Raw genomic sequence first — 19,902 nt, 5'->3', positions numbered from 1 at the left:
CGGGCCGATTTCTATTCCTCCGGCACCCGCAGCACCGTCAGGTACCCGCCGTCGAAGAAGGCCACGTGCCGGCCGTCGGGGCTCGCGGTCAGCCCCTGGATGGCACCCTCAGCCAGGATGCGCTCCACCTCGCCCCGCTGGTTGAACAGAACCAGCTTGTTGGGCAGCAACTGCCCCGTCAGGGCGGCCCGTCCACCGGCCACCAACTGTGCGCCCTCCACCGACCACGTCCCGCCCAGATCCACCAGAGCACCGCCGCCCAGGGGGACCCAGCCGTAGCCCGCGCCGTCCGACGGCCGCGCCCAGGCCACCAGCGCCGCCTCATCCGCGAGGCCCAGAATCACGATGGTCACGTCCCCCTCCGCGGGGTCGCCCATGGGCGCAATCGTGCCCGCCTCCGGGTCGATCAGGCAGGGCCGGGGCCCGCGGAGCCGGGTCGTCTCATACCCCTCCCACGGACCGTCCAGCCGGACGGTGGTCCGCTCGCCGCAGACGACCGCCAGCCGCTCACCGTCCGGCGACCACACCGGGTGCGCGTAGAACGTGAGCCCGTCTATGGCGAAGTAGGTCACCCGGCCGGTCTCCGGGTCCAGCACTCCCACCCGCTCCCCGTAGGGCGGCTCCTCCCACTCCTCCGGGATGCGCGGGTAGAAGAGGTCCGCCGGCACCGAAAGGAACGCCAGGCGCTTCCCGTCCGGCGACCAGACGCCCCGGTGGCTGTAGTAGCCGGGCTCGGCGAAGGTACCTGCCGGGTTGCCGTCCCGGTCCAGGAAATAGAACCCCGGCACCGGGTCGGTGCGGACGGACTGGACCAGGAAGCGGCTGCCGTCCGGGGACCAGGAATCGAACATATGACTGCCGCCGAAGTTCGGCGCCTGCGGCTCCGATACGGCCCCGGTCTCCCGGTCGACGAAGGTGCGGTCGAAACCGTGGAAGGAGTACACCACGGCGCGCCCGGCGTCAGGACTCAGCAGCAGGTGCCAGCGGTCCCAGTACGGCAGATCTTCCGGATCGTGGCCCGGACCGGGCTCCAGGCCGCCTCCCGCGAGCGACACCGCCCCGTAGCGCGCCGCGCCCCCGACCTTGGCGTAAACCCAGACCGCGTCCGGGCTCAACCACCACGCGCTCCCTGACTCGTCGAACGGGCCCAGCCGGAAGCCGCCGGGGATCTCCTCCCGCACCGGCGCCCCCGGACCGCCCGGAACCTCCGCCCTGGCCGGGCCCTGAGCCGCCTGCGGTTCCTGACCCGCAACGGCCGGCGGTTCCTGACCCGTCGGCCGGGGCGCGCCGCCCTCCCTCGGCGCGCATCCGGCCATGACGGTCATGAAGCCAACCAGGCAACCCGCCAACCACCGCCGCATCGCGATCACCCCTTCTGAAAGGTTGGACGATTCGGCGCAGCGGGCGAGTTCCGCTGGTGCAGATTCCTTTCACCCCGCGGCAGATCGTTGTGGTCTGGCACCCCAGCCCCAGCCTGGGTCGTTGAGGAGTAAGGAGTCGGTCCCAGGGCACGAGCTGCGACGAATTTGCACTTCGCCTGCGGACGAAGTGCAAATCTGTCTCACTTGGGTTGCGCCCCTGCCCCACGCCAAACAGTTGATAGGTGAAGGAGTCGGTTTCGGGAATGGGAACTGCGACGGATTTTCACTTCACCTACGGACGAAGTGCAAATCTGTCTCACTTGGGCTGCGCCTCTGCCCCACGCCAAACAGTTGATAGGTGAAGGAGTCGGTTTCGGGAACGGGAACTGCGACGGATTTTCACTTCGCCTGCGGACGAAGTGCAAATCTGTCTCACTTGGGTTGCGCCCCTGCCCCACGCCAAACAGTTGATAGGTAAAGGAGTCGGTTTCGGGAACGGGAACTGCGACAAATTTCCACTTCGCATACGGACCAAGTGAAAATCTGTCTCACTTGGGCTGCGCCTCTGCCCCACGCCAAACAGTTGATAGGTAAAGGAGTCGGTTTCGGGAACGGGAACTGCGACAAGTTTCCACTTCGCATACGGACCAAGTGAAAATCTGTCTCACTTGGGCTGCGCCTCTGACCCACGCCGAACCGTTGATAGGTGAAGGAGTCGGTCCCAGGACACCAATTGCGACAGATTTTCACGTCGCCTGTGGACGAAGTGCCAATCCGTCTCACTTGGACGACAGCGCGGCCCCACGCGACTGGCCCGCCCCGGCCGGCGCGTTGTACAATGGCAGAAGGGATATCAGTCGAAGGGGTGATGTCGGGTGCAGCCGATCACGGTGTTCTACGACGGATGGTGCCCGCTCTGCACAGCGGCCCGGCAGCGGCTGGCCCGGCTGGACTGGCTGGGGCGGCTGGAGTTCGTCTCCATCCGGGACCCGGGCGTGGCCGAGCGAGCCGGTGTGGCGCCGGAGCGGCTCGCAGCCCGGCTGCACGTCCACACCCCCCGCACGGGACGCTGGGCGGAGGGCATCTGGGCGGTCGCCGCGATCGCCGCGCGCCTCCCCCTCCTCTGGCCGCTCTGGCCGTTGCTGGCCCTGGCCGGGGTCACCGGGCTGGGGCAGCCCCTCTACGACTTCATCGCCCGTCGGCGGGCGATCGTGCCGGTCGGACAGTGCGACGAGACCGGCTGCCCGCTGCCGGGCCAGGGGTGATCGGTAAGGAAAGGTCGCTCAAGCAGACCAACCGACCCTTCCAGACAGAGGGTCGGTTGGTCTTGTCATCGCAGCGGACGCACGACTCGCGCACGACTCGGTCGCCCTACCCCTGCTTCCTGCGCCGGTCGCCCTCCTGCCGGATCACGCGGTCGTAGACGTCCACCAGCCGGTCGATCTCCGCCTCCGTGATCACCAGCGGCGGAGTGATCATCAGCGTGTCCCGGTACGGGGCGATACCGGTGATGACGCCCTCCCGGAGGCACCCGGCCTCGACGTCAAACCGGAAGGCCCGGTTCCCCTCCGGGAACCGCTCCCGGGTCTCCCGGTCGCGCACCAGCTCCGCGGCCACCATGAGGCCCCGGCCGCGCACCTCGGCGATGTAGGGGTTGTCCCGGGCGAGGAGCGCCTCCTTCAGCCGTTCGCCCATGCGGGCGGCCCGCTCGGCCAGCCCCTCCCGCTCGAGGATGGCGATGTTCTCCATCGCCACGGCGCAGGAGACCGGATGGCCGGCATAGGTGAACCCGTGCTCGAAGGGGAAGTCGGCCTCGGCGATCGCCTCAATGACGTGGTCGCCCACCAGGACCGCCCCCAGCGGCAGGTAACCGCTGGTGAGCCCCTTCGCGGTGCACATCAGGTCCGGCACGACGCCGAACTGCCCGCAGGCCCACATGGTGCCCGCACGGCCGAAGCCGGTCATCACCTCGTCCAGGATGAGAAGCACACCGTACTTGTCGCAGATCCGCCGGACGTGCTTCAGGTAGTCGTCCGGCGGCACGATGATGCCGCCCACCCCCAGGATCGGTTCGGCCAGGAAGGCCGCGACCGTCTCCGGCCCCTCGGCGAGGATCCGCTCCTCCAGCAGGGCGGCGTACTTGCGCCCCGCCTCCGGGTCGTCGGCCCGGAAAGGCCCCTCGAAGGTGTCCGGCGAGGGGATGTGGACGAACCCCGGAACCAGCGGCCCGTAGTAGGCCCGGTGCGCCTCGAAGGCCGTCGCGGAGAGGGCGCCGAGGCTGTTGCCGTGGTAGCCCAGGTCCAGGCAGATGATCTTGTGGCCGTCTGCCCGCCCCCGCGCCCGCTGGTACAGCCGGGCGATCTTCACAGCGGTCTCCACCGATTCGGCCCCGCCCAGGGTGAAGAACACCTTCCCCAGCCCCTCCGGCGCCAGGGATGCCAGCTTCGCGGCCAGCCGCACCGCCGGCTCGTTAGAGTACTGGAAGTAGGTGTGGTAGTACATCAGCCGCTCCATCTGGGCCGCGGCCACGGCGCCCAGCTCGCGCCGGCCGTAGCCGACGTTGACCAGCACCATGCCCGCCTGCGCGTCCAGGTAGGCCCGGCCGTCGATGTCCCAGATGGTCGACCCCTCGGCGCGGGTGATGACCGTCGTGCCCTTCCGGGCCAGTTCCCGGAAGCGGACCTCGTTATGGATGAGGTGGCGCAGGTCCAGCTCTTTCAGGTTCATATGATCTCCTCCTGTACGAAACCCGGCACCGGGACCGATTATAACCCGCCGCACGGCGACGAGGCCAGCGGGCCTCCCCGGCCGCCGGTCGAAACGGGTGGCCGGACCCTCTCCGTCCAATTCGGATGAGCCCCGCCTGGCAACTACGACATTCAAGGAGGACGTACATGGACATGTCCCTGCCCCCTGATGTCGCCGAACTCATGCAGAGCTTCGCCTCAGGCCTCAGACGGGTGCTCGGCGAGAAGCTGGTGGGCGTCTACCTGGGCGGGTCGGTCTCGCTCGGGGATTACTGCGCCGGGAGCAGCGACCTGGACTTCCTGGTGGTCACCGACGGGCGCCTCTCCCCGGCGGACCTGGACGCCCTGGCGGTCTTCCACCGGGAGTTCCTGACGGCCCACCCCTCCGCAGGCCGGCTGGAGGGGGACTACGCGCCGCGGGAGTGCATCATCCCCGAGGGCACGACGGTCCCGGTGCCCCGGTGCAAGCGGGGAGCCTTCGTGCCGGAGGTGGACCAGGTGATGCTCTCCGCCGACAACATCTGCAACATGCGGGAGAACGGTATCGCCTTCTACGGGCCCCCGCCGGCCGAAGTGCTCCCGCCGGTCAGCCCCGACCAGGTGAGGGCGGCCGTCCGGGCGATGCTGGCGGAGGCGCCGAAGCCCGCGCAGCGGCCCGAGGAGCAGGCGGACGAGCTGCTGGACCTGCTCCGCTCCCTGTGCGCCCTGGAGACGGGAAAACCGACCACCAAGGCGCAGGGCGCCGAATGGGCGCGCCGACACCTGGAGCCCCGATGGCACCCGGTGGTCGACGCGGCGCTGGCGGTCCGCCGCGGGGGCCCGGCGGCGGGCTGGGACGAAGGCATGGCCCGCTCCGCGGCCGAGCTGGACCGGCTCCTGAGGGAGCGGTACGCAATCGCGGCGCAGCCGCCCTCCTGACCGATCCGGCCGCTAACCCGGAGGCCCTCCCCCGAAGCGCTCCAGCAGAAGCTCTTCCGGCGTCAGGGCCGGCTGGGCGACGAAGTGCACCACCTGCCACCGGGCGCCCCGGGAGGCGATGGCCGGAGCGGCGGCCGGCAGGGCCGCCAGCGTCCGCTCCACCGCATCCCGGTGGTCCTTGCCGGGCAGGGCGGGGTGGATCCGCATCAGGTTGTACAGTTCGCCGCCCGGCTCCGTCTCGGGACGCGCGGTCGGGATCTCCTGCACCTCGTAGCGGGCCGGCTTGTAGCCGGCCCCTTTCAGCGTCCCTTCCACGGACCGCTGGTTGGGCAGCCGTTCGACGCTCGGGAGCCCCCGGGGCAGCAGCCCCTGCCGGTGCAGCTCCTGGATGAACACGTACTGGGGCGTCACCTGGTCCCGCAGGACGTTGAAGTAGGTGCCGGACAGGGAAAAGCAGAACCGCCCGGTGGGCTTGATCCGGTTCCGCCACGCCCGGAGCACGCCCTCGGGGTCGCGGAAGGAGAGAAGGGCCAGGTTGCAGATCACCCGGTCCACCTTGCCGGGGACCAGGTCGGCGGCGGCGACGGGGTCGACGGTATGATACGCCCCGGCCCGGTCGCCGATCCGGGCGCGCGCGGCGGCCAGCAGCGAGGGGTTCGGCTCGACCACCACAAGTTCCAGCCCTTCGGGTACCAGCTCCAGCGCCGCCAGGCCGGCAAGCCCCGTGCCGGCCCCCAGGTCGACGACGGCCATCCCCGGCCGCAGCCCGGCCAGCTCGCACAGCCGCCGGGCGGATTCCCGGTAGAGGGCCATCTGTGCGGCAATGCCGTGCACGTACTCACCCCAGTCGCTCACCCTCATCCCCCTCCGCGATCAGCGCGCGCAGTTCCCGGTAGAGCCGCAGCTTCTCCGCCAGGGGCTCCCGGCTCCGCCCGCTGGGAGAGGCCGCCACAAAATCCAGCACCCCGGGGATCACCGACTCCGGCTGCAGGCCGTACGCCACCCGCCGGCGGCCGGTCAGCGCCGCGTAGATGCCCTTGCCGTTGTAACAGGCCACTCGCGGCCGGTACCGGGCCAGCTTGGCCAGCAGCTCCTCCCGTCCGGACCGCAGCTCCGCAGCCGAAAGGTCGCCGCTGGAGCGGGTGGAGCGGCCCACCAGATCCGTCAGCCCATAGCCGATCTCCAGGAGCCGGGCATCCTCGTGCGGGGCGTAGCGCCGCTCCGTGAGCCCGGCCTGCCAGAGGAGCCAGTAAAACCGGTTACCCGGATAGGCATAGTAGTGCCCCTCCCGGGCCGACGTCTCCCCGGGGTTGAAACCGACGAAGACCACGCGCAGCCCCGGGGCCAGGTAGTCCGGCAGGGCCCGGGTCACGACGGCTCACCCCCGCCCCGGGCGCCGCAGGGGCCCTCCTCGTCCAGCCCCGGCAGCTCCAGCGCGTCGAACTGCGCCGTCAGCCACTCCACATGCTCCCGCATGGCCTCGTCCTCCATCAGCAACGCCCAGGCCCGGCGGGCGGCCTCCACGAAGGCCGGGTCCAGCTCGTCCAGCCGGTAGCGCTCCGGAAGGGGGCAGAGCCCCCGGGCGAGGAAGGAGTAGCGCATCTCCAACTCCCCGTCGGGGCGCAGGTACGGCAGCAGCGGATAGGTGCGGCATTCGAACGGGCGCTTGGTCCGGTCGCACAGCCGCGTGCACTGCAGGAACGGGACCGCGTCGAACCGCTCCTCCCACGACGGGGCGAACTCGTACTCGCGGGTGGAGTGGAACTGCCATCGGGTGAAGTCCTCGGTGCCGTCGAACAGCGGCAGCTCGCCGGGGATCAGGTAGATGCCTTCGTCGGGGCCGAAGTCGGTGCAGCAGCGGTGGCCGCAGAGCGTGCCGCAGTCGAAGGGCAGCGGCGTCTCGTCGGCCAGGAGCCGGCGGGCCTCGGCGATCAGGCGCAGGTCAACGCCCACAGATATCCCCCCGTTCACCTGCACTGTACCACATTCTGCGCCCTGCGTCGCCCTGCATGTCTGGAACGTGCCGGATCCGCCGCCCGGCATCGCCCCGGATATGGTAGGATGGACTTGCAATCCTGGCAGAGGAGGATGCCGTGATGGCCAACCTCGGATTCATCGGACTCGGACGCATGGGCCGGCACATGGCGCGCAACCTGATCAGGGCCGGACACACCGTCACCCTCTACAACCGCAGCCAGGCGGTCGTCGATGAACTCGTGGCCGAAGGCGGCCGGCGGGCGGCGGGCCCCGCGGAGGTGGCGCGGGACGCCCGCGTGCTCTTCACCTGCCTCACCACGCCCGACGTGGTCGAGAGCATCCTGCGTCAGGCGCTGGAGGGCGCGCAGCCCGGCGACATCTTCGTCGACCACTCGACCATCGGCGTGCGGGACGCCAAGCGCATCGCCGCGATGTGCGCGGAGAAGGGCGTCCAGTTCATCGACGCCCCGGTCTCGGGCGGCCCCTGGGGCGCGGAGGCCGGGACGCTCACCATCATGTGCGGCGGCGACCGGGCGGCCTTCGAGGCGGTGCTCCCCTACCTTCAGGTCGAGGGCAAGGCAATCCACCACCTGGGACCGGTGGGCGCGGGCTCCGTGGCCAAGCTCTGCAACAACCTCCTGGTGGGCATCCACACGGCGGCCATGGCCGAGGCCTTCGTGCTGGGCACCAAGGCCGGTGTCGACCCCAAGGCGCTCTACGAGATCATCTCCAACGCGACCGGCCACTCGGCGCAGATCGCCCGCAACATCCCCCAGTTCGTCTTCCCGGGCAAGTTCGACGCCGCCTTCTCCATCGACCACCTGCACAAGGACGTCGCCCTCGCGGTGGAACTGGGGAAGGACGAGAACGTGCGGATGGTGCTCGGGGCCGTCACGCAGCAGCTCCTGGCCGAGGCCCGGGCGCTGGGCTACGGCGGCTCGGACCAGGCCGCGCTGATCCGGCCGCTGGAGGAGTTGGCCGGCGTGAAGGTGCGGGCCTGACCCCCGCGCACGCGAACCGGCACCCCCGGGCGTTCCGAGCCCGGGGGTGCTCCGCGCTCCGGATCAGTGAACGGGATCGGGCCGGGCCTCCGCCCAATCCTCCCACGGGTTCAGGACCGCGGGTTCCGCCTCGCCGGTCAGCACGGCGGCCAGCGACCCCAGCCAGTGCGCCCAGGGGTGGCCCTGCCCACGGGCGGCCGCGACGTGCGGCCCCAGCTGGAATCCCGGCGAGCGGACGCCCGCCTCCAGCAGGCGGCGCAGGGCGCGCAGCGCGGCCGGGCGCTCCTCCGGGTCGCCGTAAACCACCTGATAGAACCGGACCTCGGCGGCGTCCGCGGTGGGCCGCTGCAGGGCCGGGTGCCGGAGGCACGCGGACAGCATCCGCCGCCCCTCGCCGGCCTGCCCGCCCAGCAGCAGCACGCCGGCCAGGTTGGCCATGATCGCGCCGTTTCCCGGATAGGCCTCCAGCGCCACCCGGTAGAGCTCGGCGGCGTCGTCGTACGCGCCCTTGACGTCCGTCAGGAAGAGCGCGTACTTGAACAGGGCGTTGCGGTGCAGCGGCGCCACCTCCAGGGCCCGCTGGTAGAGCGCCTCCGCCCGCCCGTGCTCCCCCCGCACCTCCGTCAGGAAGGTCGCGTAGTTGGTCAGGTTTCCCGGGTGCAGCGGGTCCGCCTCCAGCGCGCGCCGGTAGTAGCGCTCGGCCCCGTCCAGGTCCTGCACGGCGTGTTCCAGGAAGTCGGCGTAGTCTCCAAGCAGGGCCGGATCGTTGGGCGCGAGGCGCAGGGCGGCGCGATACTGCGCATCGGCCTCGTCGTACCGGCCGCGGACGGTCTCCAGGAAGATGGCGTAGTGCCGGCGGGTCTGCGCATCCTCCGGGTCCCTGGCCAGAGCCCGCCGGTAGTAGGCCTCCGCCAGATCGTACCGGCTCCGGAACCGCTCCAGGAAGAAGGCGTACCGGCCGAGCATCCTGGCGCGCGATCGCCGCATGCGATCCCCTCCTTCCCGACCCGTCCGGCAGCCGCCGCGCGGTGGCGCCGGGCGGCCGCGGCTCATCCCTAGGATACACCCGCCGCGGCGCCGTCGACACGCGGCGGCGGCACATCGCGGAGAGCGGGGCCTCCGTGTCGAGGCCCCGCTAGATCTCGGGCGGGTCGATCCCCTGCATGCGCATGAGCATGAAGATCTGGCCCCGGTGGTGGATCTCGTGCTCCATCACGTGGTAGATCACCCAGTCCATCGTCGCCCACGGCATGTCCGGGTACGGCATGGGCAGCTTCCGGCCCAGCTGGCTGATCGGGGTGTCCTTCAGCCACTGGACGGTGACCCGGTGGATCTCGTCCCAGTATTGGAGCAGGCTGTCGAGGTCGGGGAAACGGCCCGATTCCCACCGCGCCTCCCAGGGCACCACCTTCAGGGCGTTCCGGTAGATCCAGACCCACTCGCAGAGCGCCATGTGCTCGGCCAGCTCGAAGGCGCTGGAGTGCCATCCCGGCGGCTTCCAGGCCAGCTGTTCCGGCGTCATGCGGCGCAAGGCGTTCACGGTGAAGGGGCGCAGATCGGTCTCCCAATGGCGGTACAGGTCAAAAGCCAGCATCGGATTCCCCCCTCTGCATGCGGCCACCGCCCTGGCCGCCGGATGGTGGCCCCGCTCCTCCAGTCCAATGGATTTGCCGGGTCGCCCGAAATCCCTGCGTCCCGCCCACCGGATCGCCGCGCGGCGGCACCCGTTCACCGGCCGGCCGCGTCTCCCATGACGGACGCCCAGGCGGCGGCCGCGATGCGCTCAATGGCCCGGTCGGCCAGGTACTCGCCCCCGCCGTAGGTGAGCACGACCAGCGCGTAGGGCCGCTCGGCCCAGACGATCCCCCCGTCGTGGTCGTAGCCGGCATAGGTGCCGAACTTGTGGGTAACCAGCTCCGGACGGGGCGTGCCGGCCTGGATGCGCCCGCGGTAGGTCGCCTGGCGCAGCGGCCGGAGGAGCTGCTCTGCCAGCTCGGGCCGCTCCCTGCTCAGCTCCCACAGCCGCAGCCACCACGCCGCCTCGTCCGCGGCGGAGACCGGCGTGGAGCCCTCCTCTGTGCGGGTGACCGGGCCGCCCATCGCGGTGGTGCAGGCCAGGAGCCCGTCCCAGGTGAGCGTGCGGGCCAGCATCTTGACGGCCACGTTGTTGGACGAGATCAGGGAGCGGTCGACCAGGTTCCGCACCGTCCACCGGCTCCCGAAGGCGGCCTGGGCGAAGCCGCCGGCCCCCACCGGCTCGTAGTCCTCCTCGGTGTAGGTGACCAGGGTGTTCCAGGCCATTTCCCCGGCGTCAATGGCCTCCAACACGCAGAGGGCGACGGGGAGCTTGAAGGTGGAGGCCGGCAGGTACGGATCCCGCGCCCGGAACTCGTACCGGCTGCCGGTGGTGAGGTCCACCGCCACGACGCTGATGCGGCCCGGGTACTCCACGGCGACCGCATACACCGTTTCGTGCAGCGGCCGCCAAAGCTCCGGCACGTCCTCCGGCGGGGCGGGGATGATCGGCTCCACCGGCTCCACGTGCATCGGCTGGTAGTCGGCCAGCGGATGGGCCGCCGGGGGCAGCCCGGCCCGATCGACCGCCGCCTGCCCGACCGGCTCGACCGGATCGACCGGCTCAGCCTGCCCGACCGGCTCAGCCTGCCCGACCGGCTCAGCCTGCCCGACCGGCTCAGCCTGCCCGACCAGGGGCGCCGAGCCGGCCGGAAAAAGCTCCCCGACCTGCTCGGCCCGGTTGGCCAGCGCAGGCTGGGCATACACCTCCCGCCCGGCGCCCTGCTGCGCACGCCGTCCGTCCGGCGCCCCGCCTGAACCCGCAGGCGACGCGAGGATGGCCGGCTCCGCCGGCCGTGCCACCAGCCAGGCGGCGCCGACCGCCGCCGCCAGGCCCACGACCCCCCACAGAATGCCCGCAGTCACTGCCCGCTGCACGCTCTGCCCACCTCTGTCTGCGTTCTCCTTTCCTGAGACGCCCCCGGGGCAGCAGCGGTTGCGGATATGTACTGACTATTCTGATGAAATAACACATCAAGAGAGGACGGTCCGGGAGACCGTCCTCTGGTTTACACCTTACGCGCCGGGCTTGGTCCAGCTGTCGGTGTTCTTCATCTCCTGGCCCGGATGCAGCCGGTTGAACTTGGCCGTCAGGCTCTCGACGTCGTCGACGTGATCCTCATCGGGGATGATGCACTCGACCGGGCAGACGGCGATGCACTGGGACTCGCTGTAGAAGCCGTAGCACTCGGTGCACTTGTCAGGATCGATCACGTAGATGGTGTCGCCCGGGCTGATGGCCTCGTTGGGGCACTCCGGTTCGCAGGCGCCGCACGAGATGCAAGTATCAATAATCTTTACCGCCACGGATCTTCTCCTCCTTTGAGGCGCACGCCGACATCGCTGTGGGGTGCAGCCCTAATGGTTACCTTGCCCCTTGTACCCGATACGGGTAATCAAAACACACTTTAAGGATACCCGCCGGGCACAGGCCCGTCAAGGGAGCCACGGGCTATTTTCTGGTTGAGAATGGTTATCAATGAGCGTCCGGATCAGATCGCCATCCCGGCCTCCAGCGCCTTCCGGTTGATCGCCTCGGTGCCGCGGGGCACCGTCTCCAGCACCGCCTCCACCAAGGCCTCGTCGCTGACCAGCCGGCAGAGCCGGTTCAGCACGCCCAGGGCCACGACGTTGGCCGTGAGGGCCCGGCCGGTCACCTCGCGGGCGATGCGGGTGATCTCCACCTGGTGCACCTGGCCGTCCACGTGGCACTTTCGCTCCACACCGGGGCGACAGCCTGAAATCATATCTTCTGGCCATTTTGCTGATTCGTGCCGTTCCCTACAATCATCGCAGAGCCAGGCCGCAGGCTCGGTCCACGGGTCGCCCCGCAGCGCCCCTGGCCCGCTCGTCCTGGCGGATGCAACACGCGAAGGCAAGGGAGGTCGAACACGTGCCGTATGTGAACATCAAGATCACGCGGGAGGGCGCCACGCCCGAGCAGAAAAAGCAGCTGATCGCCGGCGCCACCCGCCTGCTCCAGGAGGTGCTGGGCAAGAACCCGCAGACCACCTTCGTGATTATCGAGGAGGTCGACACCGACAACTGGGGCATTGCGGGCGAGACCGTGACGGAGCGGCGGAAGAAGGGCATGTAACCGAACACACACGGTTCCGGCGTTGCACGGCCGCACCCGACGGGCCCCCCGGGCGGCGTCCGCGGCGAGATGATCCCCGCCTCCGGATGGGCAAACTGATGGTGCAGCATACCCATCCGGAGGTCATCGCCATGAACCCTGAAGAGCTGAGTGCGACCTGCCAGTACATCATCTCGGAGCTGGGCCGCATCGAGACCGTGGCCGGCACCCTGGCCATGATCGAGCGGGAGCATTATGACGCCCTGAACCGGTTCGACGACCGCGCGCTCCTGGACCTGGCCACGGAGGAGCAGAGCGCCGCCCGCCAGCTGTCCATGGTGAAACACGTCTGCGGCGAGCTGGCCCGGCGGATGGCAGACATCCAGAGTGCGCTGGAGCGGCGGCCGGAAGGGGGGGAGGATCGTGCTCCGGCTCATTGAGAAGTGGCTCCGGGCCGCGATCGACGAGACGGTGGACCGGGCGCTCGCCCGGGTCGTGCGGGACGAGTACCCGGAGTCCATCGGGGAGATGGTGGGGGCCCTGCGCAAGGTCGGCGGGCTGAACGCCCTGGAGATCACGATGCGGGCTGCCCAGGGCGCGCCGGCGCCGCGCCCCCTGGGCAGCCCCCTCCGCCTCTCCCCCTGGGATAAGCTCCTGTTCAACCCCGTCCACCTCTGCCGCTTCCCCACCCCCGAGAACGTCCCCATCGACACGGCCGTGACCATCGGACCCCGGGCCCGGCGACCCCTCACCGTGGCCATCCCCGTCCTGATCGCCGGCATGTCCTTCGGCGGCGCGCTCTCCAAGCGGGCGAAGATCGCGCTGGCCCGGGCCGCCACGGCGGTGGGCACGGCCACCAACACCGGCGAGGCCCCCCTGCTGGAGGAGGAGCGGGCCGCCGCGCGCCTCCTGATCGGCCAGTACAACCGGGGCGGCTGGCTCAACCGGCCCGAGCAGTACCGGCGGGTGGACGCGATCGAGATCCAGCCGGGACAGGGGGCCCAGGGATCCACGCCGCAGCGGACCTCTGCCCGGAACATCGGCCCGGACTTCCGCGCCGCCTTCGGCCTGGAACCGGGTCAGGATGCGGTCATCCACTCCCGCCTGCCGGGCGTGAACTCCCAGGCGGACTTCATCCGGCTCGTCCGCCGGCTGCGGGCGGAGACGGGCGTTCCCGTGGGGGTGAAGCTGGCCGCCACGCACCACCTGGAACGGGAGCTGGCCGTGGCGCTGGAGGCGGGCGTCGACTTCGTCACCGTGGACGGGGCTGAGGGCGGCACCCACGGGGGCGCCCCGACCCTGCAGGACGACGTGGGGCTGCCGACGCTCTACGCGGTCGCCCGGGCGCGCGACTTCCTGGTACGGCAGAAGGCCGCCGGCGACGTCAGCCTGATCGCCGCCGGCGGCCTCATCACTCCCGGGCAGATGCTGAAGGCAATGGCCCTGGGCGCCGACGCGGTCTACACCGGCACGGCCGCCCTGATGACCCTGATTGGCGAGCAGGCCGCCGAGGCGCTGCCCTTTGAGCCGCCCACCAGTCTGGTCGTCTATACGGGGAAACGGACCGGGGAACTGGACGTGGATCGAGCCGCCCGCAGCCTCCAGCGGTTCCTGAACGCCTGCGTCCGCGAGATGGAGATGGTGGCCGTCACGCTGGGGCGCACCGCGCTCTCCGAGATCGGCCGGTCCGACCTCTGCACCCTCGATCCCGTGCTGGCCCGGGCCACCGGGGTGCAGCTGGGGCTCGTGGCGCCGGACCGGCAGCACAGGCTCTTCCCCGAAGTGGCGCCCGACAGGCGGCTCCCCGGTTGGGCGGAGCCGCCCGGCCCGCCCGCTGCGGAACCGTTCTCCGCCGAGCCCGTGCACTGAGCCACCCTGCCCGCCGACCCCGGGGCCTGTCAGCGCCAGGGCTGCGCTCCCCAGATGCCGCCCGCCGCGGCGGGGAACGCCGCGGCGAACGCCACGGCGTACAGGGGCCAGTTGACCGCCGGAATCGCCCGGGCCAGCAGGCCGTGCGCGGCCAGCGCAGCGACCATGACCACCGAGCCGGCCGCGTAGAGCCGGAACGACCACGGCTCGGCGGCCCCGCGCACCGCGGCCAGGGCGCCCAGCAGGCCGCTGGAGGCCAGAAGCAGCAGCTTCAGGTGCAGGTAGGCGATCACGGGGTTGCGGTCCAGGGCCAGCGCGGACCAGGCCGGCAGGACCGGCATGAACTCCAGGGCGGCTTTCAGGGCGAGGCTGAGCGCGGCCAGGCGCCACCACGGCCCGGCGGCCGCCGGCAGCCGAAGCCGACGCGCGATCGCCAGGAAGTACAGCTGCGCAAGGCCGAACAGCGCCCCGGCCGCGATGCTGAGCCAGACCAGCGGCCCTTCCAGTCCCCGCGGGATCAGCATCCGCAGGGCGGCCGGGCCCACAAGCAGCAGCGCCGCCGTGGCCACGCGCCGCGCCGCGGGCCCCTCGTCCGCCTGGCCCCCGGCCGCCTCCCGCTCGGCCAGGGCCAGCACAACGCCCATGAGGCCGATCTCCACCCAGCCGTCGGCGTAGAGCTCGAGGAACAGGTAGACCCCGGCCTGGTAGAGCAGGGGAAAGGCGCCGTCGAGCACCGCCTCGGAGATGATCACCAGCGTCGTCCCCGAAATGGAGAGCAGCAGCAGGAGGACCGCCGCGCCCATCAGCACCAGGGGCGCGGGCCAGTCGCGAAGGGGCCGGCCCCGCACCTCCCGCCAGAACACCACGGCGAAGAGGACCCACAGCACCTCGTTGAGGGCGGCGAAACCGATCGACGGCCCGGCGTACCCCCACCAGGCGAAGGTGACCAGGGCGCCGCCCACCGCCCACGGGGCGAGCCGCAGCAGCCAGGTCAGCGGTCGGGATTCGGCCACGGGCCGGCCGGTGAACCGGGGCAGGAGGTGCAGGATGAGCCCCATCAGCCCGAGCCCCGCCCAGCCGAAGTACGCGGTATGGCTGTGGGCGTGGATCAGGTCTCCCCAGTAGAAGGGGCCTGGGGTATAGAGCCACACGAAGGCGGAACGGATCAGGACGCCCAGGGGCAGCACCACCGCCAGCCACCGGGCGGAGGAGCGGAGCAGGATGTTGGCCGCGTGCATCTCCGTTGACCTCCTGTCAGGACGTACCTTTCGCTTCAACCATACCGCAGTGCACCCGATCGGCCCCGTGACGCGGGTCACAGCACACGACGAGGCCCCCACCCGGCGGTGGGGGCCTGTGGCGCTCACTTGACCGACAGCCGGTTCCGCCGGGGCTCGGCGATCAACCCCCAGGTGCGCAGCGCCTCCACCACGCCGCAGACCTGGATCACCGGCATGACCAGGCCGCTCGCGAAGAACGCCGTGCGGAAGGCGGAAGGGGCTGAGTCCAACGCGTTCACCAGCAAGTTCAGGCCCAGGTGCCCGACCAGGGTCAGGCCGGCGACGCCCAGGTACGACAGAACCAGGAGCGCCGCGCCGACCCGGCGCATCCCCGCTGCCAGGGCCAGCACCGCCGCCATGGGGACGACCAGCGCCACGAACGCGAGGGCAACCTCGAAGGCCGCACCCGGCCGGACGCCGCTCAGTCCCACGGCGCTCGCCGCGTGCACCGCGGCGGCGGCCACGTGGAGCACCACGAGCGGCAGAAGGTCGCGCACCGACTTCCAGCTCACTCGTCATCCCCTCCCCTCGCCGCGCGCGGCCCCCTGCTGGCGTCAGTATAACCGCCGCGACCCGCCGTTCCCATCGGTGCCGCCAGCGATTCCGGGGCCGCGGCCCTGAGGCGTGAGCCCTAGGCGACCAGCAGTAGCGGCCGCCCTGTGAAAGGGCGGCCGCCATAGTCCGAAAGGATCAGCCCAGGAGCTGCTCCAGCTTGGGGCCGAGGTTCTGGAGTCCCTTGTCTCCCGCAGCCCGGAAGAAGAGGTTTCCCTGCGCGTCGAAGAGAAAGAAGGCAGGCACGAACTGGTTCTGGAACGCCTGCGCCAGGGCGTGCCGGTGATCCAGGAGGACCGGCTGCGTGATCCCGTACTGCGCGATGTCCCGTTCCACCTTGGCCGTGTCCAGGTCGCCCTCCTCCTTGGGCATGTGGATGGCGACCACCTTGAGCCCCTTGGGCTGGTACATGTCCCGGTACTGCAGCACCTGGTCCATGACCTCGTGGCAGATGTGGCAGGACACCGCCCAGAAGTGAATCAGCACCGGATGCCCGGACAGCTGTGCGGGATCGAACCCTTCCGCGTTGTAGGACCCGGTTGCCCCTTCGAGGGGGGGCATCGGGCTGCCAAGGCGCATCGGCATGAAGCAGGCCTCCCTCGCTACACCTTCAGCAGGGCGTCGCCGGGCTTCCAGTTGGCCGCGCACAGGCCGCCGGCCTGCAGGGCCTCCAGGACCCGGAGCACCTCGTCCACGTTCCGGCCGATGTTGTTGTCGTGCACGACCTGGTAGCGGACGATGCCGTCGGGGTCGATGATGAAGAGGCCGCGCAGCGCCACGCCCTCCTCCTCGATCAGCACGCCGTAGGCCCGGGAGACCTCCTTGGTGATGTCCGAGGCGAGCGGGTAGTTGACGGGGCCGAGGCCGCCCTCCTCCTTCGGGGTCTTGATCCAGGCCCGGTGCGAGTACACGGAGTCGACGGACACGCCGAGGATCTCGCAGTTGGCATCCTGGAACTCCTGCACCCGGTCGTTGAACGCCGTGATCTCAGTGGGGCACACGAACGTGAAGTCCGCCGGGTAGAAGAACAGGATCAGCCACTTGCCCTTGTAGTCGGAGAGGCTGACCTTCTGATCGAGCTTGTCCAGGTCCTTGGTGGACAGCATCGTGAAGTCAGGAGCAGGCTTACCAACCAGACGCATGTCGCAGAGACCTCCTTGACAGTTAGAATCAATCTAAGGGGTTCCGTACTTGTGACGCCAGGGACATGGCAGCGGGTTCGTCGTGAAAGTTACGACTTTATCAAGACAGGCCCGATGCCGGCAACCCCGGCGGCGCCAGATCCAGTATCTCCACTGTGCATCTTTGCCATACTGCTGCTGTGGAAGGGAGTTGGCCGAAGGCATGACGGACAGAGCGCTGGTGATGGGCGGAGGCGGCGTCCTGGGCATCGCCTGGATGGTGGGGCTGACCGCAGCCTGGAAAGAGGCCGGCGTGGACCTGGGCTCCGCGGACCTGGTGGTGGGCACCTCCGCCGGTTCCGTGGTCGGCACCCTCATCCGCTACGGGGTCGACCCCGCGCAGCTCACACACCTCGTCGCGGCCGGCATGGGCCTCCCGCCTGCCGCGGTCGCCAAGGTGGCCACGGGCGCCGGGCTGACCGAGGACGAATGGGTCGGCCTGTTCCAGGCCCCCCTGGGCGACGTCCCCTGGCCGGAGAAGCCCCTCAGGATCTCGGCCGTCGACGCGGAGACGGGCGAGCCGGTGATGTGGACGAACGCCTCGGGGATACCGCTGGCCCGGGCCCTGGCCTCCAGCTGCGCCGTACCGGGCCTCCTGCCCACGGTGCTGATCAACGGCCGCCGCTACGTGGACGGAGGGGCGTGGTCGGGGACGCACGCCGACCAGGCGGCGGGCTTCCGCCGTGTGCTGATCGTCGCGCCCATGGGCGGGCCGAAGTACCCGCGGGGGCACGAGATGCTGCAGAAGGAGCGGGCTGCGCTGGAGGCGGACGGTTCCCGGGTGCTGACGGTGCTGCCCGACCCCGCGACCCTGCAGGTGTTCGGCGACAACCTCATGGACCCCGCCCGCATCTTCGACGCCCTGGAGAACGGGCGTCGGCAGGGCGCGGAGGCGGCCCTTCAGGTGCGGTCCTTCTGGGCCTGATCTCCGCCCGCGCCCCGGGGAATACAGCCGCACCCCGGCCGCCGATGTCCGGCGGCCGGGGTGACAGTTGGATGGCGGTTACCGGGCGATGAGCACCGGGCACGGGGCGGTGCGCAGGACCTTGTCCGACACACTGCCCAGCAGCAGCTCCCGGATCGGGCTGAGGCCCCGGCTGCCCATCACGATCAGGTCCACCTCCTCCAACCGGGCGTAATCGACGATCTCCTCGGCCGGCTCGCCCACCTGCACCTCCGTCACCACCTGCGACTCGGGCAGGCCGATGGCGGACACGGTCTTGCGCAGGATGGGCTCGCCGGTGCGCCGGATCAGCACGTCCATGGGCACCTCAGGGGTGACCTTGTTGCCAAACTCGTCGGTGGCGTAGTAGGCCCGCGGAACGTGCGCCACGTAAAGGACGATCACCTGAGCGTTCTGCAGAGAGGCCAGCTCTCCCGCAATCCGGGCGGCCTTCAGGGAGCTCTCGCTGCCGTCGGTCGCGAGCAGAATCTTCTTCACGACCCATCGCCTCCTCCAGTTGGGAAACGGTCGGGGTGCCGCCCCCCAGCGGTACCGCACGATTCTTCTGTCTGAATCTTAGCCGCACCGCGGGGTAGACCAAAATCGTTCGTTCGACTGATTCTAATGTAGACTAATTTCCGGACTGAGCCAAGTCGCAACAGCGAGAAAAAGACCACCTGTGTGCACAGGTGGTCCCATTGCGTTCGCTACCGATTGCTGGGCGGCTCGCCGGCCAGCCCGGTCCGGATGGCGTACCCCACCGCCTCGGACCGGTTGCGCAGGTGCAGCTTCTCGAGGATGTGCCGCATGTGGTTCTTCACCGTGGACTCGGCCACGTACAGCTTGGCGGCAATCTCCTTGTAGGTCAGGCCGGTCGAAGCCAGGCGCAGCACTTCGATCTCCCGGGGGGAGAGCTGCTGACCGGGCTGCTTGCCCGTGGTGTTGGCGCGCGGCTGGCGGAACTCCTTCAGCATCTTGGCCGCCATGACCGACGAGATGGGCGCCTCGCCGGAGATCGCCGCACGCAGAGAGGAGACCAGTTCCTCAGGCCCCAGGTTCTTCAGCAGGTAGCCGTCCGCGCCGGCCTTGATCGCCTCGAAGAGATCCTTGTCGATCTCCGAGACCGTGAGGATAACGACCTTGAGGTCCGGGTACATCTGCTTCAGCTTCCGGGTCGCCTCGACGCCGTCGAGCACCGGCATGTTGATGTCCATGAGCACCAGGTCTGGCTTCAGCTTGGGAACCAGCTCCAGTGCTTCCTGACCGTTCGATGCCTCGCCGATGACCTCAAGATCGGTATTCGAAAGGACACTCAGTACACCCTTCCGAAGCATGAGGTGATCATCTACGATCAAGACTTTCATCGTTCGGGTGCCCTCCTCTCCATCTAGACTTTATCATGACAGGGGATGCCGGACAACCGATCCCTCGCCCTAGTCGGAAAGTTACGTACAAGCCATTTTGGCTACTTCAATGACTATTATAGCCTAGTCTTACCCATACTGTAAGTGCGCTACACGCGGGCGGCACGGGCAAAACGGGCATACTATGCGCGGACGTTCATGTCACCCTGGCCGGCCGCGGCTTTGGGAACCGATGGCGCAGAACCGTGTCCTCGCACACCCTGCACTGCATGGGAGGAGGCGGAGACGTGTTCAACGAGCTGCAGCTCAAGCTGTTGAACGGCCGCACCATCTCCATTCACGTGGAACCGGGGTTTGACGTGGACGACCTGGAGTACCTGCCGGGCCTGCGCGCCGTGTCCCTGGGCAACCTGACGGTGCTGTACGAGGGGCTGGTCTACGACGTCCGGCCCCGGCGCACGCTCGCCGTCCACGGCGCCGCGCCGAGCCTGACCCGCTGAGGCGCCCGGCCCGACGCGCAGGAAGGCTCCTTCAGGCGCAAGTGGCCTGCTGCCACTTG

General features: G+C 69.8%; 24 protein-coding genes. 8 read left to right on the top strand and 16 right to left on the bottom strand.

What is annotated here, in order from left to right:
• Positions 1-11: 11 nt before the first annotated feature.
• Positions 12-1,361 (bottom strand): TolB family protein, encoded by a 1,350-nt coding sequence (locus STH_RS04845; RefSeq protein ID WP_043713425.1) that lies wholly within the window; start codon positions 1,359-1,361, stop codon positions 12-14.
• 875 nt (positions 1,362-2,236) lie between these two features.
• On the opposite strand from STH_RS04845, the gene STH_RS04840 reads away from it, so the two are divergent.
• A complete protein-coding gene (locus STH_RS04840) occupies positions 2,237-2,626 on the top strand; it encodes a thiol-disulfide oxidoreductase DCC family protein (RefSeq protein WP_011195076.1) in 390 nt (129 codons plus the stop codon).
• A 106-nt stretch (positions 2,627-2,732) separates the two neighbouring features.
• Here STH_RS04840 and STH_RS04835 read toward each other — a convergent pair whose 3' ends face one another.
• Positions 2,733-4,088, bottom strand: a complete 1,356-nt coding sequence (locus tag STH_RS04835) for an aspartate aminotransferase family protein (RefSeq protein WP_050742120.1) — start codon at positions 4,086-4,088, stop codon at positions 2,733-2,735.
• A gap of 167 nt (positions 4,089-4,255) precedes the next feature.
• On the opposite strand from STH_RS04835, the gene STH_RS04830 reads away from it, so the two are divergent.
• Entirely contained in the window at positions 4,256-5,026 is a 771-nt protein-coding gene (locus tag STH_RS04830; RefSeq protein ID WP_011195074.1) for an aminoglycoside adenylyltransferase domain-containing protein, read from the top strand.
• Positions 5,027-5,038: 12 nt separating this feature from the next.
• Here STH_RS04830 and STH_RS04825 read toward each other — a convergent pair whose 3' ends face one another.
• From STH_RS04825 to STH_RS16945, 3 genes are read right to left on the bottom strand one after another with little or no spacing between them, the layout of a single operon-like run.
• Positions 5,039-5,881, bottom strand: coding sequence for a class I SAM-dependent methyltransferase (locus STH_RS04825; protein ID WP_043713423.1), 843 nt, complete (start codon positions 5,879-5,881; stop codon positions 5,039-5,041).
• The gene (locus STH_RS04820; RefSeq protein ID WP_011195072.1) at positions 5,865-6,398 is read right to left on the bottom strand and encodes a mismatch-specific DNA-glycosylase; all 534 of its coding nucleotides are present in this window, start codon (positions 6,396-6,398) and stop codon (positions 5,865-5,867) included. Before STH_RS04820 ends, STH_RS04825 begins: the two co-directional genes overlap by 17 nt.
• Positions 6,395-6,979: a hypothetical protein gene (locus tag STH_RS16945; RefSeq protein WP_050742119.1), complete on the bottom strand. Its 585-nt coding sequence runs from the start codon at positions 6,977-6,979 to the stop codon at positions 6,395-6,397. The genes STH_RS04820 and STH_RS16945 overlap by 4 nt, the downstream gene beginning before the upstream one ends.
• 143 nt (positions 6,980-7,122) lie before the next feature.
• On the opposite strand from STH_RS16945, the gene STH_RS04810 reads away from it, so the two are divergent.
• Positions 7,123-8,004, top strand: coding sequence for an NAD(P)-dependent oxidoreductase (locus tag STH_RS04810; protein WP_043713421.1), 882 nt, complete (start codon positions 7,123-7,125; stop codon positions 8,002-8,004).
• A 63-nt stretch (positions 8,005-8,067) separates the two neighbouring features.
• On the opposite strand, the gene STH_RS04805 is transcribed toward STH_RS04810, so the two are convergent.
• From STH_RS04805 to STH_RS04785, 5 genes are all read right to left on the bottom strand, one after another.
• Positions 8,068-8,991: a tetratricopeptide repeat protein gene (locus tag STH_RS04805; RefSeq protein ID WP_043713419.1), complete on the bottom strand. Its 924-nt coding sequence runs from the start codon at positions 8,989-8,991 to the stop codon at positions 8,068-8,070.
• A gap of 148 nt (positions 8,992-9,139) precedes the next feature.
• Positions 9,140-9,598 (bottom strand): DinB family protein, encoded by a 459-nt coding sequence (locus STH_RS04800; RefSeq protein ID WP_043713417.1) that lies wholly within the window; start codon positions 9,596-9,598, stop codon positions 9,140-9,142.
• A gap of 134 nt (positions 9,599-9,732) precedes the next feature.
• Positions 9,733-10,956 carry a serine hydrolase gene (locus STH_RS04795; RefSeq protein ID WP_011195067.1) on the bottom strand — a complete coding sequence of 408 codons (1,224 nt, stop codon included), beginning with the start codon at positions 10,954-10,956 and terminating at the stop codon, positions 9,733-9,735.
• A gap of 138 nt (positions 10,957-11,094) precedes the next feature.
• Positions 11,095-11,385, bottom strand: coding sequence for a YfhL family 4Fe-4S dicluster ferredoxin (locus tag STH_RS04790; RefSeq protein WP_011195066.1), 291 nt, complete (start codon positions 11,383-11,385; stop codon positions 11,095-11,097).
• Positions 11,386-11,570: 185 nt separating this feature from the next.
• Positions 11,571-11,801, bottom strand: coding sequence for a 2-oxoacid:acceptor oxidoreductase family protein (locus STH_RS04785; RefSeq protein WP_158506842.1), 231 nt, complete (start codon positions 11,799-11,801; stop codon positions 11,571-11,573).
• Between the two features lie 170 nt (positions 11,802-11,971).
• Between STH_RS04785 and STH_RS04780 the strand changes: the two genes are divergently transcribed.
• The 3 genes from STH_RS04780 to STH_RS04770 all read left to right on the top strand — a co-directional run bounded on the left by STH_RS04780 (position 11,972) and on the right by STH_RS04770 (position 14,023).
• On the top strand, positions 11,972-12,175 hold the full coding sequence (locus STH_RS04780) for a tautomerase family protein (protein WP_011195064.1): 204 nt from the start codon (positions 11,972-11,974) through the stop codon (positions 12,173-12,175).
• A gap of 98 nt (positions 12,176-12,273) precedes the next feature.
• Positions 12,274-12,594 (top strand): hypothetical protein, encoded by a 321-nt coding sequence (locus tag STH_RS04775; RefSeq protein WP_207635391.1) that lies wholly within the window; start codon positions 12,274-12,276, stop codon positions 12,592-12,594.
• Positions 12,578-14,023: an FMN-binding glutamate synthase family protein gene (locus STH_RS04770; protein ID WP_011195062.1), complete on the top strand. Its 1,446-nt coding sequence runs from the start codon at positions 12,578-12,580 to the stop codon at positions 14,021-14,023. Before STH_RS04775 ends, STH_RS04770 begins: the two co-directional genes overlap by 17 nt.
• A gap of 29 nt (positions 14,024-14,052) precedes the next feature.
• Here STH_RS04770 and STH_RS04765 read toward each other — a convergent pair whose 3' ends face one another.
• From STH_RS04765 to STH_RS04750, 4 genes are all read right to left on the bottom strand, one after another.
• Positions 14,053-15,261, bottom strand: coding sequence for a hypothetical protein (locus STH_RS04765; protein WP_043713415.1), 1,209 nt, complete (start codon positions 15,259-15,261; stop codon positions 14,053-14,055).
• Positions 15,262-15,386: 125 nt separating this feature from the next.
• On the bottom strand, positions 15,387-15,815 hold the full coding sequence (locus STH_RS18320; RefSeq protein ID WP_011195060.1) for a hypothetical protein: 429 nt from the start codon (positions 15,813-15,815) through the stop codon (positions 15,387-15,389).
• 178 nt (positions 15,816-15,993) lie between these two features.
• Positions 15,994-16,440, bottom strand: a complete 447-nt coding sequence (locus STH_RS04755) for a TlpA disulfide reductase family protein (RefSeq protein WP_148205486.1) — start codon at positions 16,438-16,440, stop codon at positions 15,994-15,996.
• 17 nt (positions 16,441-16,457) lie between these two features.
• Complete coding sequence (locus STH_RS04750; protein ID WP_011195058.1) at positions 16,458-16,997, bottom strand: peroxiredoxin; 540 nt, start codon at positions 16,995-16,997, stop codon at positions 16,458-16,460.
• A gap of 202 nt (positions 16,998-17,199) precedes the next feature.
• Between STH_RS04750 and STH_RS04745 the strand changes: the two genes are divergently transcribed.
• The gene (locus tag STH_RS04745) at positions 17,200-17,961 is read left to right on the top strand and encodes a patatin-like phospholipase family protein (RefSeq protein ID WP_050742117.1); all 762 of its coding nucleotides are present in this window, start codon (positions 17,200-17,202) and stop codon (positions 17,959-17,961) included.
• 78 nt (positions 17,962-18,039) lie between these two features.
• On the opposite strand, the gene STH_RS04740 is transcribed toward STH_RS04745, so the two are convergent.
• The gene (locus tag STH_RS04740) at positions 18,040-18,477 is read right to left on the bottom strand and encodes a universal stress protein (RefSeq protein ID WP_043713412.1); all 438 of its coding nucleotides are present in this window, start codon (positions 18,475-18,477) and stop codon (positions 18,040-18,042) included.
• A gap of 209 nt (positions 18,478-18,686) precedes the next feature.
• Complete coding sequence (locus tag STH_RS04735; protein ID WP_011195055.1) at positions 18,687-19,343, bottom strand: response regulator; 657 nt, start codon at positions 19,341-19,343, stop codon at positions 18,687-18,689.
• Between the two features lie 287 nt (positions 19,344-19,630).
• Here STH_RS04735 and STH_RS04730 point away from each other — a divergent pair, with 287 nt between their 5' ends.
• Positions 19,631-19,843: a hypothetical protein gene (locus STH_RS04730; RefSeq protein WP_043713409.1), complete on the top strand. Its 213-nt coding sequence runs from the start codon at positions 19,631-19,633 to the stop codon at positions 19,841-19,843.
• Positions 19,844-19,902 lie beyond the last annotated feature (59 nt).

The organism is Symbiobacterium thermophilum IAM 14863, assembly GCF_000009905.1.
Taxonomy (GTDB): domain Bacteria; phylum Bacillota; class Sulfobacillia; order Symbiobacteriales; family Symbiobacteriaceae; genus Symbiobacterium; species Symbiobacterium thermophilum.
Note: the sequence above shows the minus strand (reverse complement) of the source record. Positions and strands in the feature narration are given on the sequence as shown.

Excerpts from the sequence above, each read along its gene's own strand:
- STH_RS04810 (WP_043713421.1), top strand. The coding sequence starts at position 7,123 with ATGGCCAACCTCGGATTCATCGGACTCGGACGCATGGGCCGGCACATG.
- STH_RS04750 (WP_011195058.1), bottom strand. The coding sequence starts at position 16,997 with ATGCGTCTGGTTGGTAAGCCTGCTCCTGACTTCACGATGCTGTCCACC.
- STH_RS04775 (WP_207635391.1), top strand. The coding sequence starts at position 12,274 with ATGGTGCAGCATACCCATCCGGAGGTCATCGCCATGAACCCTGAAGAG.
- STH_RS04745 (WP_050742117.1), top strand. The coding sequence starts at position 17,200 with ATGACGGACAGAGCGCTGGTGATGGGCGGAGGCGGCGTCCTGGGCATC.
- STH_RS04805 (WP_043713419.1), bottom strand. The coding sequence starts at position 8,991 with ATGCGGCGATCGCGCGCCAGGATGCTCGGCCGGTACGCCTTCTTCCTG.
- STH_RS04735 (WP_011195055.1), bottom strand. The coding sequence starts at position 19,343 with ATGAAAGTCTTGATCGTAGATGATCACCTCATGCTTCGGAAGGGTGTA.
- STH_RS04835 (WP_050742120.1), bottom strand. The coding sequence starts at position 4,088 with ATGAACCTGAAAGAGCTGGACCTGCGCCACCTCATCCATAACGAGGTC.
- STH_RS04830 (WP_011195074.1), top strand. The coding sequence starts at position 4,256 with ATGGACATGTCCCTGCCCCCTGATGTCGCCGAACTCATGCAGAGCTTC.
- STH_RS04755 (WP_148205486.1), bottom strand. The coding sequence starts at position 16,440 with ATGCCGATGCGCCTTGGCAGCCCGATGCCCCCCCTCGAAGGGGCAACC.
- STH_RS04765 (WP_043713415.1), bottom strand. The coding sequence starts at position 15,261 with ATGCACGCGGCCAACATCCTGCTCCGCTCCTCCGCCCGGTGGCTGGCG.
- STH_RS04800 (WP_043713417.1), bottom strand. The coding sequence starts at position 9,598 with ATGCTGGCTTTTGACCTGTACCGCCATTGGGAGACCGATCTGCGCCCC.
- STH_RS04845 (WP_043713425.1), bottom strand. The coding sequence starts at position 1,361 with ATGCGGCGGTGGTTGGCGGGTTGCCTGGTTGGCTTCATGACCGTCATG.